The sequence below is a fragment of the Actinomycetota bacterium genome, from assembly GCA_041658625.1.
GTDB lineage: Bacteria > Actinomycetota > JAHEXW01 > JAHEXW01 > JAHEXW01 > JBAZZW01.
The window spans coordinates 47542-62178 of the sequence record JBAZZW010000002.1 but is presented as its reverse complement, the minus strand read 5'-3'; the positions used below and the strand labels follow the sequence as shown (position 1 = coordinate 62178).

Annotated in this window: 17 protein-coding genes; 4 read left to right on the top strand and 13 right to left on the bottom strand. The window is 53.7% G+C overall.

Annotated elements, in window-relative coordinates; translation table 11 throughout:
* Window positions 1–12: 12 nt before the first annotated feature.
* Together WC891_05175 and mnmA are read right to left on the bottom strand one after the other, a co-directional pair.
* Window positions 13–249: a ferredoxin gene (locus WC891_05175; GenBank protein ID MFA5867338.1), complete on the bottom strand. Its 237-nt coding sequence runs from the start codon at window positions 247–249 to the stop codon at window positions 13–15.
* Between the two features lie 18 nt (window positions 250–267).
* Window positions 268–1380 carry a tRNA 2-thiouridine(34) synthase MnmA gene (gene mnmA, locus WC891_05170; protein ID MFA5867337.1) on the bottom strand — a complete coding sequence of 371 codons (1113 nt, stop codon included), beginning with the start codon at window positions 1378–1380 and terminating at the stop codon, window positions 268–270.
* A 128-nt stretch (window positions 1381–1508) separates the two neighbouring features.
* Between mnmA and WC891_05165 the strand changes: the two genes are divergently transcribed.
* The 3 genes from WC891_05165 to WC891_05155 all read left to right on the top strand — a co-directional run bounded on the left by WC891_05165 (window position 1509) and on the right by WC891_05155 (window position 3019).
* Complete coding sequence (locus WC891_05165) at window positions 1509–1910, top strand: hypothetical protein (protein ID MFA5867336.1); 402 nt, start codon at window positions 1509–1511, stop codon at window positions 1908–1910.
* Between the two features lie 69 nt (window positions 1911–1979).
* Window positions 1980–2534 carry an RNA polymerase sigma factor gene (locus tag WC891_05160; GenBank protein ID MFA5867335.1) on the top strand — a complete coding sequence of 185 codons (555 nt, stop codon included), beginning with the start codon at window positions 1980–1982 and terminating at the stop codon, window positions 2532–2534.
* Window positions 2516–3019, top strand: a complete 504-nt coding sequence (locus tag WC891_05155) for a hypothetical protein (GenBank protein MFA5867334.1) — start codon at window positions 2516–2518, stop codon at window positions 3017–3019. The genes WC891_05160 and WC891_05155 overlap by 19 nt, the downstream gene beginning before the upstream one ends.
* Window positions 3020–3071: 52 nt before the next feature.
* Here WC891_05155 and WC891_05150 read toward each other — a convergent pair whose 3' ends face one another.
* The 9 genes from WC891_05150 to WC891_05110 form a co-directional block, all read right to left on the bottom strand.
* Window positions 3072–4223 carry a hypothetical protein gene (locus WC891_05150; GenBank protein MFA5867333.1) on the bottom strand — a complete coding sequence of 384 codons (1152 nt, stop codon included), beginning with the start codon at window positions 4221–4223 and terminating at the stop codon, window positions 3072–3074.
* A 282-nt stretch (window positions 4224–4505) separates the two neighbouring features.
* Window positions 4506–5210, bottom strand: coding sequence for a hypothetical protein (locus WC891_05145; GenBank protein ID MFA5867332.1), 705 nt, complete (start codon window positions 5208–5210; stop codon window positions 4506–4508).
* A 412-nt stretch (window positions 5211–5622) separates the two neighbouring features.
* Entirely contained in the window at window positions 5623–6519 is an 897-nt protein-coding gene (nadA, locus tag WC891_05140) for a quinolinate synthase NadA (GenBank protein MFA5867331.1), read from the bottom strand.
* A 2-nt stretch (window positions 6520–6521) separates the two neighbouring features.
* Window positions 6522–7304, bottom strand: a complete 783-nt coding sequence (gene fdhD, locus WC891_05135; protein ID MFA5867330.1) for a formate dehydrogenase accessory sulfurtransferase FdhD — start codon at window positions 7302–7304, stop codon at window positions 6522–6524.
* Between the two features lie 54 nt (window positions 7305–7358).
* Entirely contained in the window at window positions 7359–8444 is a 1086-nt protein-coding gene (locus WC891_05130; protein MFA5867329.1) for a PLP-dependent aspartate aminotransferase family protein, read from the bottom strand.
* Complete coding sequence (locus WC891_05125; protein ID MFA5867328.1) at window positions 8434–9408, bottom strand: pyridoxal-phosphate dependent enzyme; 975 nt, start codon at window positions 9406–9408, stop codon at window positions 8434–8436. The genes WC891_05130 and WC891_05125 overlap by 11 nt, the downstream gene beginning before the upstream one ends.
* Before the next feature lie 101 nt (window positions 9409–9509).
* Window positions 9510–10403, bottom strand: coding sequence for a DUF2085 domain-containing protein (locus tag WC891_05120; protein ID MFA5867327.1), 894 nt, complete (start codon window positions 10401–10403; stop codon window positions 9510–9512).
* Window positions 10404–10438: 35 nt separating this feature from the next.
* A complete protein-coding gene (locus WC891_05115) occupies window positions 10439–10657 on the bottom strand; it encodes a hypothetical protein (GenBank protein ID MFA5867326.1) in 219 nt (72 codons plus the stop codon).
* Window positions 10657–13191 (bottom strand): copper-translocating P-type ATPase, encoded by a 2535-nt coding sequence (locus WC891_05110; protein ID MFA5867325.1) that lies wholly within the window; start codon window positions 13189–13191, stop codon window positions 10657–10659. Before WC891_05110 ends, WC891_05115 begins: the two co-directional genes overlap by 1 nt.
* A 241-nt stretch (window positions 13192–13432) precedes the next feature.
* On the opposite strand from WC891_05110, the gene WC891_05105 reads away from it, so the two are divergent.
* Complete coding sequence (locus tag WC891_05105) at window positions 13433–13714, top strand: metal-sensitive transcriptional regulator (GenBank protein MFA5867324.1); 282 nt, start codon at window positions 13433–13435, stop codon at window positions 13712–13714.
* 25 nt (window positions 13715–13739) lie between these two features.
* Here the strand turns inward: WC891_05105 and WC891_05100 are convergent, their stop codons facing one another.
* Both WC891_05100 and WC891_05095 read right to left on the bottom strand, forming a co-directional pair.
* Window positions 13740–13961: a cation transporter gene (locus tag WC891_05100; GenBank protein ID MFA5867323.1), complete on the bottom strand. Its 222-nt coding sequence runs from the start codon at window positions 13959–13961 to the stop codon at window positions 13740–13742.
* 27 nt (window positions 13962–13988) lie between these two features.
* The gene (locus tag WC891_05095; GenBank protein MFA5867322.1) at window positions 13989–14633 is read right to left on the bottom strand and encodes a cupredoxin domain-containing protein; all 645 of its coding nucleotides are present in this window, start codon (window positions 14631–14633) and stop codon (window positions 13989–13991) included.
* Window positions 14634–14637: the final 4 nt, after the last annotated feature.

The window sequence follows — 14637 nt, the reverse complement described above, 5'->3', positions numbered from 1 at the left end:
AACACCTAGTTCTTATTCGACCGTAATGATCTCTACGGGACAGCCGTCGGCCGCGTCGGTTACGCAGTCGACAAGGCTGTCAGGCACCTCGCCCCGGCCGATATCACCGTTAATGCGATACGCCTCCAGGACTTGGCTGAATCCGTCGTCATCAGCCTGCTCAAAATAGCCGGGACAGGTTTCCCAACATTGGCCGCATGAGATGCATTCTTCACGTTCGATGGTGACTTTATTGCCTTCATCAGCCATATATCCTCCCTCTGCCACCTAAAGAATAACCGCCCCGCCTAACACTTCGCTGTCATTATACAAGACAACGCTTTGCCCGGGGGCCACGGCGCGATGCGGCCGGTCGAAATCAAGGCGAATCTTGTCTCCTTCAATCGGCGTTAGCCTTGCCGGAACCTCGGCGGCATTATAACGGATCCTGACCATAACGTTTGTCGGCTGGGTGAAACCGCTGCCTGACACATAATTAGCTTGGTTGGCGACAATACTTTCTGTATATGTTTCCGCTTCAGGCCCCGCCACAACTTGATTTTTATCGATATCGATCGCGACAACATATAGCGGCTCATCCGAGGCGATGCCTAGGCCTTTCCTTTGCCCCACCGTATAACCGGTGATTCCGGAATGCGTCCCGATAACCGCCCCGGACGCGTTAACAATCGGCCCCGGTTTGTCTGCAACTCCCCGCTCGGCCAGAAACTCGCGGTAACGGTCCTCGGGCACGAAACAGATCTCCTGACTTTCCGCCTTCTCCGCGACCGGCAAGCCGTACGATCTGGCTTTGTCCCGAACTTGTTCTTTGGTAAGGTCGCCGAGCGGCAGGAGCGTCTTGGCCAACTGCTCTTGAGTAAATGTCCACAAGAAATAAGACTGGTCCTTTTTCTTATCAACACCCTTGAGAAGTCGGTAAATGATAATTCGTGATTGGTGATTGGCCACTTCTTGATCTTGCTCTTTGCTCTCTGCTCTTTGCTCTCTGCTCTCTATTCGCGCGTAATGCCCGGTCGCCAGCTTATCCGCGCCCATGGCGATTACTTTCTTCAGGAGGATGTCGAACTTTATGATTTGGTTACAGCGAACGCAAGGATTGGGCGTGCGGCCGGACCGGTATTCGGAGATAAAGTTGTCGATTACGGCTGTTTCAAACGCGTCGCGCATATTTACGACGTAGTGGGGAATACCGATGACAGCCGCCACGCGCCTGGCGTCATCGATCGCGTCCAGTCCGCAGCAGCTGCTAAGGCCCGCGTTTCCGACCGCCCTTGGCCATAACTGCATGGTTACACCGGTAACATCATTCCCTTGTTCTTTGAGAAGCGCCGCGGCGACCGAACTGTCCACCCCGCCGCTCATCGCGACAAATACCTTCATGTCACAAGTTTATAACAGTCTTGACCTAACGCCGCGGACAAAATGCAAGAAACCCGCCGCGAGGATTGTATTAATGGTGTACGTCGTGTAAATGATCGAACATCATAGCACTTGAAGGGAGGTACAAAATGAAAAAGACGCTTTTAATCGGCATCTCCGCTTTGGTCCTAGGAGCCGGCCTCATTTCGCCGGTAGCCGCGGCGGCTTATCAGGGCGATCCCGCCGTCAAAGGGCCTAACTACACAGCCGAACGGCACGAGGCCATGGAAAAGGCCTTCGATGCTAAGGACTTTGATGCCTGGAAGAACTTGATGAACGGCAGGGGCAGAGTAAGCCAGGTCGTCAATAAAGACAACTTCGCTAAGTTCGCCGAAGCTCACGAATTGGCCGAGCAAGGCAAGACTGCGGAAGCGGCCAAAATACGTCAGGAACTCGGATTGGGAACATGTGACGGTTCCGGAGCCGGTAACGGCACTGGCGGCAGCGGGACTTGCGGCCAAGACGGCGCGGGTTCAAGATGGAACCGCTAGATGAAATAGGACTACAATAAAGAACAAAAGCAGCCGAACCCCCGTTATTCAACGGGGGTTCGGCTGTAAGTGACAAGTCTGGAGACCGCTATAACTTATACCGACGAAGAGCTCGTAGCCCGCGTCCGCGCGCAAGACAAAGACCTCTACTCGGAGATCGTCAAGCGCTACGAGCCAAAGCTGTATAGATATGCCATGTCGATCGTCCAGGATAGAGACAAAGCCCTGGACGTTGTCCAAGACACTTTTATCAAGGCTTATGTCAACCTGCAGGGCTTTAATACCAAGAAGAGCTTCTCAAGCTGGATTTACAGGATATTACATAATGAAGCTCTGAACGCGATTAAAAAACATCATCGCGAAACAAAACTGCCGGAAGGTTTTGACGCGCCGGACCCGAACCATTTCGAACAAGAGTTGTCCCGCGAGGAGACAGCCAAGATGGTCAGAAAATGCTTGCAGCGGATTCCGGTAAAATACGCCGAACCGGTCGCTTTGTACTATTTGGAGGAGAAATCCTACGAGGAAATCAGCGACATATTACAGCTCCCCATAGGAACAATCGGCGCCAGGATAAACAGAGCCAAGAAGGCGATGAGGCAGATATGCCAAGAGATGAAATAGAAATCACCAACAAAGTTATGAATAAGATCCGCTCGGGCGAGGTCAAAATGCACTCGCGCTGGTATTTTGTGCTCGGATCGATCGCCATGGTACTCGGTCTGGCGAGTTCGGTCGTGCTGGCCGCATTTTTCGTCAGCCTGACCTCGTTTGCCCTGAGAAGCCACGGACCGATGGGCTCGTACCGTCTACAGGAAATCCTGGCAAGCTTTCCTTGGTGGGCGCCCCTTTTAGCTATCGCTGGCCTTGGTTTGGGAATTTGGCTTCTTAAGAAATTCGACTTCTCTTACAAGCGCGGTTTCTTGCCGATCCTAATAGTTTTACTGCTGGCGGTGCTCCTGGCGGGTGTGACGATCGACTATCTGGGCTTAAACGATGTCTGGATGAAACGCGGTCCGATGCGCCAATACTGGCAGCAGATGGGCCAGGGTCAAGGCGCCGGCCAGGGTTCGGGACAAGGCCGCGGCATGATGCGCCTAACCCGGTAGGTTTATCCTGAAACCGTGTCCCAGCAGTTCACGTAGACCAAAGTCAAGGATTCTAACTAGGCGCCGCGGTTGATTCACCTTGGACGACGATGCCGTTTTCGACCTTATAATAAGTCCCTTCCGTTGGACACTTAAGCGAAACCGTTTCCACAAACGGACCCTTGTTGTCTTTTGATTCCAATAGTTGTTTAAGGTTAGCTGGGCTGACGCCCCATGCTTTTTTGTATTCGTCTACACCCTTTTGCAGATAAGCCTTGTTTTCCCCGCAGTTGGTGCCGCTGGGCACATTGCTCGCGCCTGAAAAGGCATTAAAGGCAATTCCGCCAAGAATAACAGCAACGCCGATTATGATGAATATCGGCATTTTCGATCTGTCGGGCGCGGCTTTTTTTGCTGAGGCAGCCTTGGTTTTTCGGACGGGTTGAGCCTTCTTTTTTTTCGTCTTTTCATCACTTTCCCGCTTCTTTTTGTCCATATAAAAAAAGGCTGCTATGCCAGCGCCGGCCACGAGAAACGTCAACGCCAGCGCCGCCGGGCTGAACGGATCTTTACCCGCGTTTGCGGGTGGGGTTTGTCCCGCCGCCTTCTGTCCTGTAGCGGACGGGGTGTCGATTGCGCGCGTATACGTGATGTTGAACTCGACCGCTTGGCCTACCGGCACGTTCTTGGGGGCCGTCTGGTAGTAGTTAAAACCTTCGGGCGATTTTTTGCTGCCGGTAGGCTTAGGCAGCATCACAACGTCCGACGATTGGCTCGGCTCGAGAAATTCAAAAACCGTCTCCGCGGCCCCATACCTTTGAACGTATTTTAGCGCGATAGAGCGATTTTGACCCTCGATTTTAAGTCCGTCCCAAATCGCCTCCGCCTGGCCGATCCGGCTTTTCGTTAAGGTTATGGACACCTCGTCGTAGCCGTCTTTCGGAGTCACTGTCGGAGTTGCCTGTTTATCCTTCGAGGGATCCGCTCCCAATATTTCTCCCGTCCACTGCATTTGAGTACCGGAAGGAAATGCAAATCGGACGGTTGCCGGCAGGGGCGTGTCATTCGGGATTGTTACCTGTTGCATAAAGAAAACCTGGTTATTGTTATATTCCGGCCAAAGCGAGATAAGCAGCCTTTGCGGTACGACGTCCGCGGCCGATACGGTGCCCGGAAAGGCCGCGAAAATAAACAGAAATAAGATAATCGACAAGGTTTTTCTCACTTATGCCTCCTATGAAGAACAACTGGCTGACTATGTTTGATACTACACTACGTAGTATGAGGCGTCAATATAGCTTCGCGGGCTTGTCTAGACCAATCGATCCTTTGAGTCAAACATTTATGGGAGCGCGGTATCAGAGGGGTTATTGTTCTCTCCTTGTCTTTGATTTACCGCGCACGAGTTTAGCTGGGGGAAACGATAACGGGGCTCAGGCGTACTCTAACTAGACCCAGCCGCTCATCGCGACAAATATTTTCATTATGGACTAGGGGCAGGCAATCATTAGTCGATCACAATTGACGCGAGTATTAATTCAGCGGTCGCGAGATGCGTAGAGTAGTAGTTCGTCGATTCGTAATCCGTGCTGGCCTGATAGTCAAAAGTATACGCTTTGTTGTTCTTGATCGTCCAAACGCAGAGTCGCTTCCAGGGATAGCCCACCTCTTGATAACTGTCCACGACTCTCCTGCCAGGATTTCCGCTGATCGTCGTAGGCCCATCTTCTATTGATGTGCCGCTGCCTTGCGGTTCTTTCATCGCGGCGTCCGAGTAAGCCTCAATCATTGTTCCCGGACTGACGTCTTCGACAAAAACACTAAAGGCGCATGCGTGCGTAATAACACCGCCAGCCGTCGCCGGGCCGAGTATCGACAGATGCAGGCTTCCCGATGTCTCCATGTATGTCCAACCGCTCGGGATTTTAATAGATAAAGCATAGGTCTTGTTCTTATATGTTTGCCAGCCAGAATACTTGTCCTCCACCGAAGTCACCGGCTTTGCGTCCGTTGTTCCGGCGCCTGTCTTTTTCTTTTCCTTGTTATCGTTTGCCAGCTCTGATATACGCGCACTGATCACCCTATCGCTCTCTCGCGACCTAGCGTTTTGCCAATAAACAAACCCAGCTGCAGCCCCCGTTAGAATGAATACGGCACAGACCAAAATCGCCAGCGTGATTTTGAAGCCTTTGGATATTCCCCTCGCAGCCATAAACTCCTCCTAGAATCAGGTTAAAAGCAAGAAGATTATACACCTACAGGTCATCGAGCACTGTTTTACCCCGAGTCGATAGTCGAGCGGGGTGAGACGCCAGTCCCGGGGGCTTTTTACTTTAGCTCCTGCAAGCGGCACCCTGTGGAAAACCACCCCAGCGCTTTGGAGTGCTGGGGTGGTTATTAACAATAGCCCCCTCACCTAACCTCTCCCCGCAGCGAGAGGGATGGCTTTTAAGGTCGAGCATGCGGACAAACCACGCACGAGCGGAGAGCATTGTTTGCTCGCCGTGGCGACTTGAAACACGGGGTCAGGCTCTATCGCATAAGAAGAAAGGGCCTGACCCCAAAGCACTAACGATGTTAGGCCGCGAGCAGCATGCGAGTCTATTTTGGGATCAGGTGGCGCTTCAAACAGACAGCATCCTGTCGATGGCCCGTCTGGCGCGAGTGGCGATGTCTTCGGGGACGGTAATGACGTTGGTCATCTCTTGCATCGCGGTCAGCATTACGTGCAGGTCGGTCTTCTTCATGTTCGGGCAAACTGCCAGGTCACTGACTGGATAGAAGTCTTTATCGGGGTTTTCTTTTTTCAGGCGGTATATTATCCCGACCTCGGTGCCAACGATTATCTCCTTAGCGGTCGTCTCCTTGGCAAAGGTGATCATGCCCCCGGTAGACAGAACTTTGTCGGCGCCGGCTATGACCTCCGGCCGGCACTCAGGATGGACAATGACCACCGCGTCAGGATGCTCCTGTCGGCGGGCGGAGACGTCCTCCGCGATGATGCGGGCATGCGTCGGGCAGAAGCCGTTCCACAAAATAAATTCTTTCTTCGATTGAGCGGCGACATATGCGCCCAGATATTTATCCGGCACAAAAAGAATCTTATCGCTGTCGACGGCCTCGACAACGCGAACAGCATTGGCGGAGGTACAGCACCAGTCGCTTTCCGCCTTAACGGCGGCCGAAGAATTAACGTAGGTCACGACTGCCGCGTCGGGATAAAGTGCCTTCTGCCCCCTGAGCTGCTCGTCATTAATCATATCGGCCATCGGGCAACCGGCTCCCGGATCGGGCATGATAACGGTTTTATCAGGCGAGAGAATGGCCGCTGTTTCCGCCATGAAATGAACGCCGCAGAAAACGATGACGTCGGCGTCCGTTACGGCCGCCTTGCGGGATAAGTCCAGCGAGTCTCCGACAAAATCGGCGATATCCTGAACCTCGCCCCGCTGGTAATTATGCGACAGAATAACCGCGTTCAGCTCGCTCTTAAGACCTAAAATATCGTCAACGATCGACATGCCTACCTGGCTATCCTTTCCCCGTGTGTATATACGTTCATCTTCCCGCCGCGAACGAAACCGATCAGGGTTATGCCCAGTTTGTCCGCCAGACGCAACGAAAGATCCGTTCCTGATGTGCGGGAGACAATGACGGGCATCTCTTTCTTGGCCGCCTTAAGCAAGACCTCGGAAGAAATACGGCCAGATGTGATAAGTATCTTCCCGACCGGATCGATCCCGTTCATCAGACAATACCCTAAGATTTTATCAACGGCGTTATGCCGTCCTATGTCCTCACGGAATACTTCGATCGCCTCCGGGGAACATAGCGCGGAGCTATGCACGCCGTGCGTCGCTTTATACAAAGCGGAGCCTTCCTGAAACTCGTGCATTAGCGCAAGAATCTGTTCAGGCGTCGCTCTTAAGTCTGAAACGACCGGCTGGGCGGAAACCGAATCGACGACGCTATAGAAAGTCGTTCCCTTGCCGCAACCTGAAGTAATCATCCGTTTGAAAAGAAGGGCTTTGATGAACTCACTGTCCCTGTCCGCCGTCACCCAGACCGCGCCTTTGGCCTCGTCGACGACCACCTTTGATATCTCATCTTTAGAGTCGATGACGCCTTCGCTCCAAAGGAATCCGACAGCCAACTCATCCATTTTGTCCGGACTGCAGAGAAGCGTTACCAACTCCTCGTCGTTGACGTACACCGTAAGGGGCATTTCCCTGATAACCTGGTCCGTCTTGGCTTCCTCGGAATCGCGGGTATATTCGACATATGGGAATTCTTGTTTTATGTCCATGCTGTAACCGCCTTTCACCTTGTGGTTTATTATTTTACCACAAGGCAAAGACGGCTAGCGCAGAGCAGCGGAGATGTCCTCCAAAAGGTCGTCCTGATCTTCTATCCCGACCGATAGCCTGACTAAATCGTCGGTAATCCCAAGTTTCGCACGCAGACCGGTGTCAAAGGCCGCGTGTGTCATAAACGCCGGTAAGGAGACAAGCGATTCGACCCCGCCCAGGCTTTCAGCCAAGGCGAACACGCGCAATGATTCAGCAAAACGGCGCGCTTCTGTTTCCCCGCCGTCAATCCTGAAAGACACAATTCCCGAAAGGCCGGGGTAAAGCGTTTCCTTGACGCGCGGGTGGTGTCTTAGCAATTCAGCCACAGCACGCGCGTTTCTCTCGTGGGCATCCATCCGAACGGCCAGCGTTTTGATGCCTCGAATGGTCAGGTAGCAATCAAGCGGAGACGGTACGGCGCCGACCGTCTTTTGGACAAACCGCAGACCCTCTGCTGTCTTCCGGTCCCGTGTGATAACCAAACCGCCTATTACATCGCTGTGACCGGCCAGATACTTGGTTGAACTGTGGACGACGATGTCCGCCCCCTCCTCGAGAGGACGTCGAAGATAAGGCGACGCGAAGGTGTTGTCTACGGCCAGGATCACGTTTCTCCCGGCCGCTTTCTTCAGCGCCTTTATGTCAGGCAGCTTTAGCAGGGGGTTGGTAATCGTTTCCGTAAAAACAAGGCGCGTCTCAGGCGTAACCGCGGCCGCAACCGCCCCCGGATCCGAGGTATCAACCATTGCGTAGGTAATCCCTCTCGACGCCAATAGCTTATCGACCAGGCGATAAGTCCCTCCGTATACGTCGGATGATAAAACGGTGTGCGCGCCCGGCTCAAGGATTGAGAATATGGCGTGGATGGCCGCCATTCCAGAAGCATAGGCTGCGCCGTATCGCGCGTTTTCCAGGGCGGCGATCATCGTCTCCAAGTCCGTCCGTGTCGGGTTGGCAACGCGGGCGTATTCATAACCTTTGTGCCTGCCCACCCTGTCCTGGGTGAATGTTGATGAAAGATGAATGGGCGGAATCGTCGCGCCGGTCGATGGATCAGGATCCTGACCCGCGTGGACCGCCAGCGTCCTAAACCGCAAGACGGGTCACCTCCGCCATGAATCCGTTATCTTCCAGCCACTCGTCCGAGAAAAACTTGCTTAAATAATTGCGCCCGGTGTCGGGCAGAAGAACCACGATCGTTTCCCTGGTCGTCGAGCCAGCCGCGTATTTCACGACGGCTGCCAGCGCCGTCCCGGCAGACCCTCCGACCAGTAGCCCTTCTTGTCGGGCTAGCATTCGCGCGGCCGCAAATGATTCCGCGTCGCTGACGCGGACATATTCATTAACTAAAGTCGAATCAAACGTCTCGGGAAAGAAATCCTCGCCGATCCCTTCAACCTTCCAGGAGCCAGGCTCGCCGCCCGAAAGAATCGAGCCTTCGGGGTCGGCGACAACTATCTTTATGTCTTTCTTTTTCTCGCGCAATGCCCGTCCAACGCCAGTGACCGTACCGCCGGTACCGACGCCGGCCACGAAAACATCTACCGCCCCGTCCGTGTCATTCCAGATTTCCGGACCTGTGGTCAGGTAATGAGCTTCCGGATTCGCCATATTCGAGAACTGGCCGGGGCGCCACGAATTTTCAATCTCCAGGCTAAGACGGTCAGCCACACTGTTATAGCTCCGAGGATCGTTCGGGGGAACGTTGGTCGGGGTAATCACGATGGCCGCGCCATAAGCCTTAAGAAGCGCGATTTTTTCAGAACTCATTTTGTCAGGCAGAACGAAAATCGTCTTCCAGCCTTTGATGGCGGCGACTATGGCCAACCCAACGCCCGTGTTTCCAGCCGTCGCTTCGATAATCGTCGTATCGGGATTGATTAACCCGTCGCTCTCGGCGCGCTCAAGCATACGAACGGCTATCCTGTCCTTGACGCTGCCGCCGGGATTAAAATATTCAACTTTCGCCAGAATTTCCTTACCGGTCCTATCTGACAGCTTGCCAAGCCTGATAAGCGGGGTGTGCCCTATGGTCTCCAACACGCTCTGATATACATTCATGCCATTCCCCTCCTAATAACCCTAGTATTCCTATCGGATAATAGTATATATATCAGACAGATGTTCCTTTGTCAAGGATGCGGGGATGAATACCTGAAATGCTACTGAACGGTGCTCAGTATAATCCGGCCGGTGATGGCGTCAATGTAGTTGAAATCGCCTGGTGTTTCAGGCAGGAAAGGCGTCCGCGAAGATGTCGGGATTTTATCGACGTCTGCGACAATCCAGGCTCCGAGCGTCGAGCGCAGGCCGCGGGCTTCAAGCAAATCGTTTAATACGGCGTCATTATATGTTCCTGCGAAAGGATTAAAGACCACGGATATCCCGGAGTTGGAAGGCAGCCAGTAAACCATACGGATCTTTCCTGCCTCAGATGACAACCCAGCTTTCGCGACTGCTTCATTACGCGTTATCATATTGCGTCCGTAAAAAGCCCCGGTTGCAAGGAAGATAAGCACGACAACCAAGCAAAAGGCCGTAGCTGCTCTTACGGGGGGCGAAGATCGGACGCGCCGGAATCCTATCATCTCCGTGCCGTCCAACAGGATAGCGCCGAGAGCATACATGACACCGACCCCCGCTATTAAACCTGTGACCAGCCTTAATATGTTGTTGCTTTCACGCCAGACCAGTATTGTCTGCGTCGTTCCGTCGATCGCCAGAGGTAACGTCATTAGCAGACCTGCGATAAGGTATATCCAGGGGACGCGTTTTGGGCGTCTAAGCGCCGGCGCGAGCAACCCGATAAATCCTGCGACAAAGACTCCGGTCATGCGGGCGTCAACGGGAAGCTGGGTTGTCCCGAAGTGGAATGAACGTTCCGGGACTTGCGCGCAGAAGAACGTGCTGATTTTGTATAAAACTGCCCCAGCTCCCGTTAAGACCCCATTGCCTGAATCAATCATCAAGGGGGCGATGAATATAGATCCGGCAAATAATCCGCTAAGCATTAGAAACGTATAATAAACGGTTTCAGGCTGTAAATACCGCTTCATGATGTTATTTCAGCCCCCCGCCGGCGGGGGTATGATCAAGCCGCCGCCTCGTAATACTTCTTGACCCTCGGGATTACGAGCGGCATTGTGATGATCAAACTTAAAATGGTCACCCAGACAAAACCGCCCCATCGGGCAACCGGCGGATAACCCTTACCATTCAAGTACGTAGCGGCGACAAATAGCCCCGCCAGCCCAAACGAGATCGATGAATATATCAGTGCGCTAATCCGCGCAGTGTTCTGTTGTTTCATTACGCGTGCACCTCCTCGCGCCTCATAGTCGGAACAAACTTCTTAAGAAGCAATGTGTTCATCGTTACCGATATTGAGCTCATCGCCATAAAGAAAGCAGCCAGTTCCGGACTGACCAGGATTCCGACTACGGGGTACAGAATGCCCGCACCGATCGGGATGCCCAGCGTGTTGTAAATGAAGGACCAGAACAAGTTCTGCTTAACCTTCCGCATGGTCGCCCTGCCGACTTCAATTGCCGAGACGACATCGCGGATATCGTCTTTGATAAGCACAATGTCGCCGGTTTCCTTGGCAACGTCGGTCCCGCTGCCGATGGCAATGCCCACATTGGCTTGGGCGAGCGCAGGCGCGTCGTTAATGCCGTCGCCGACCATTCCTACTAGCAGACCCTCACTTTGCAGGTTCTTGACTTCATTTGCCTTGTCCTGCGGCAGGACCTCGGCCAGTACAGTATCGATGCCGACCTGACGGGCAATAGCCGCCGCGGTCCGCTGGTTGTCGCCAGTGATCATCGCGATCTTGATTCCCAGACCTTTTAGCCTTGATACCGCAACCGCTGAGTTCTCCTTAAGCGTGTCCGCCACAGCGACAATTCCGGCTGCCTTAGAATCGATGGCAACCAGCATCGCTGTCTTGCCTTCGGTCTCCAGGCGCTCGGTCTCGGCCATGAGGGCCTCAAAGTCGATACCCCGCTGCTTCATAAGACGACGATTACCCAGTAACACGTCGCGGCCATTGGCACGCGCTTCTATGCCGTGGCCGATGATGGCGTTGAACTTCTCACATCCCTCGAGGGCCAGACCCTCCGACTCAGCTCCGTTGACGATTGCTTCGCCAAGGGGGTGCTCAGAGTTCTTCTCCGCAATCGCCGCGAGCTGCAGCACCTCACTCCGCTCAAAGTCTGGCGCCATCACCACGTCCGTCAGTGACGGCTCGCCCTTTGTTAGCGTTCCGGTCTTGTCGAACACAATGGCCTGTAGCTTCGATGTTGCCTCCACAGCGTCGGCACCCTTGAAGAGTATGCCGTGCTCGGCGCCCTTACCCGTGCCCGCCATCATCGCGCTCGGCGTCGCCAAACCCAACGCGCACGGACATGAGATGATCAGCGTCGTGACGCTCAGAAGCAGGGAGAAGCCGAATACGCCGATGGTGCTAAGGGTCTCCATGGACAGAATGAAACTGCTCCCGGGAGTGAAGAAGGCTTCGTACCCGTAGAAGAACCAGAAAAGGAAGACCAGCAGGGAAAGCACGTGCACACCGGCAATGAAATGGCCGGCCACGAAATCGGCCAGCTTTTGGATCGGCGCCTTCGATGCCTGAGCGTCCTCGACCAGCTTGATAATCTGGGACAGAGCCGTATCGCTGCCGACTTTGGTCGCCGTGAATTTGAAGGCGCCGGTCTTGTTGATGGTCGCTCCGATTACCTGGTCGCCACCCTTTTTCTCAACAGGAATACTCTCGCCTGTGATCATGGACTCGTCAACCGCCGAGTATCCCTCGATGACCTCGCCGTCAACCGGGATGCTTTCGCCCGGCTTCACCAGGATCACGTCACCGATCTCGACATCATCGGCCGCGACCTCGATTTCCTGGCCGTCGCGTATAACCCGCGCGGTCTTCGCCTGGAGGCTCATCAGTTTACGGATAGCTTCGGATGCCCGGCCGCGCGTCAGTGCTTCCATGTACCGACCGGCAACAATAAACGCCGTCAGCAATGCCGCCGACTCGAAAAACGTCGCGCCCGGTCCGCCGAAACCAGCGTTAGGAAAGACGGTGTTGATCGTGGCGATCATATACGCCGCGCCGATACCAGTGGCATAAAGCAAGTTCATGTCGGTCGCCCCGCGTCGTAGGCCTCGGAAGCTGTTGGCGAAGAACTGGAAGCCCGGTATAAAGACTACCGGGGTGGTCAGCGCCCACAGGAACAACTTATTGTTCATCCACGCCGGCAGAATCCCCATCAACATCGGCTGAAACATGCCGATCATGACCATCGTCGCAAGCGGCCAGGCAATCCACATGTTGCGTCGTTGGCGAGCCAGTTCGCGCTCACGCGCGTCCCTTTCGCGATCCAGAGCCTCGTGGCCTTGGAGCTTCTCGCCTACCTCATAGCCCAGCTCCTTAATGACCTTTTTTATTTCGGCCTTGGTTACCGAACCGGGATAAAATCGGATTTTGCCGCTTTCGGCCGGGAGGTTGACGACGACATAGGTTACGCCGGAGATGTCCCCGACGACCATTTCGACTTTCTTGACACAGGCGGCACAACTCATGCCCCCTATGTGGAGCAGCACCTCCTCTTGAGGCACTTCATATCCTAAGCTTTCAATAGTTTTTACTAACGCCAAAACGTTCATCTGATCGGGGTCGTAATCAATGTAGGCTTTGCGCGCCACGAGGTTTACCTTTGCGTCGTAAACCCCCTTCATATTGCGCAGTGCAGTCTCAACCTTGGTTACGCAGGCTGCGCAGGACATACCCTCTACGGGGAGCACAGCTTCCTTCTTCTTCTCATCTAGCCGCGTTACCATGTCATCTCCTCTCGTGTGTATCTGCAGCGGGACATCTGCCGCCGCTTTGTTGTTGGAGGGGTCAAGCGAGCTTTCGTCATATTTTCCTATGTACCCTATTCCCCTACCCGGTATCACTATAATACATTATCTTGTTCGTCTTCGCAATAGCGCTTGCCTGCTATATCTTCAAGCTTTTTCAAGATTGACACAAGACCCATATTCATTGATAATAGGGGTATACGAATTGTGAGGTGAAATCATGGTCGGATATCCGCAAGACAAAAAGCAATTGTTATCGCGCCTCAAGCGAATCGAAGGACAGATCCGCGGCATCCAACGGATGCTGGAAGAAGAGAAATACTGCGTCGACGTGTTCGTGCAGATCTCTTCCGTACAAGCTGCTATGCAGAAAGTCGGCCTCATCATCCTCGAGAACCATGTCAAGGGCTGCGTGAAGAACGCGCTTGCCAGGGGACACGGAGAGGACTCTGTCAACGAGCTTGTAGAGGTCATCCAGCGATACTTAAAAACCAACCGCTAAAGTCGCGCTTGACGCTCCTAGTCCGTTATTTCACTTCGGTGGTTTCGTACCCGGCTCCGTTAACCTTCTCAATGATTGTCGGGATGTCAGTCTCGGCTGGGTCGTAGGTGACGTCGGTTTTTTGAGTCGCATAATCGGAGATTGCGTCAATCACGCCTTTTTCTCTTTTCAACGTCATCTCGATCAGCATACTGCAGCTGGGACAAGTCATGCCCGTTGACTGCAGTTGCGTTGTGTTGGTGCTCATTCTTCCTCCTTTAGTGTAGTCCAATTATTAGTCGATTACCCTAATCTGACCGCTTAACATGTTCATACCGCAGGTAAAATCGATAACCTGGCCGACTTCGTTCGGTACTGGGATATTATAGGTAACCTTGCCATTAGTCGGCAGATTCTCAAATACGTCTATTGCCGGAATAGATATTTGGGAATCGCAACCGCCGGATGTATTTCGCTCGAAGGTGAGTTTGAGCGGAATACCCTTCTTGACCTCAATCACATTCGGGTTATACCCACCAGCGACCTGTACGGTAATCTCTTGGATGTTCCCGTTAACAGTCGCCGCCCCTTTGACCTCGGTCTGGTTGCCACCGCCGCAGCATCCGCCGCCGCCGCCGCTTGGAACAGCCGTGCCGCCGGCTTCACCACCGGCTCCGCCGCCTCCGCCACAGCATCCGCCGCCGCCAGAACTTATGGCATCGCTAACCTGAGAGGCAGCGATCGCCGTCCCGTCGGCTATTGAACCCGTCGGACTGATCAGCGTGGCAAAAGCCGCGTAAACGCCGTACAGCACAAATAACCCTGTTAAGATGGCAACAAACAACGCTTTCCTGCTGGTGTTGCTCCGTCGTATCGTTTCCACGAAGGTCGCCACATTACCAACATTTTTCGCGGCCGTGTTCGTCTTCTTCTTACTCATGCTT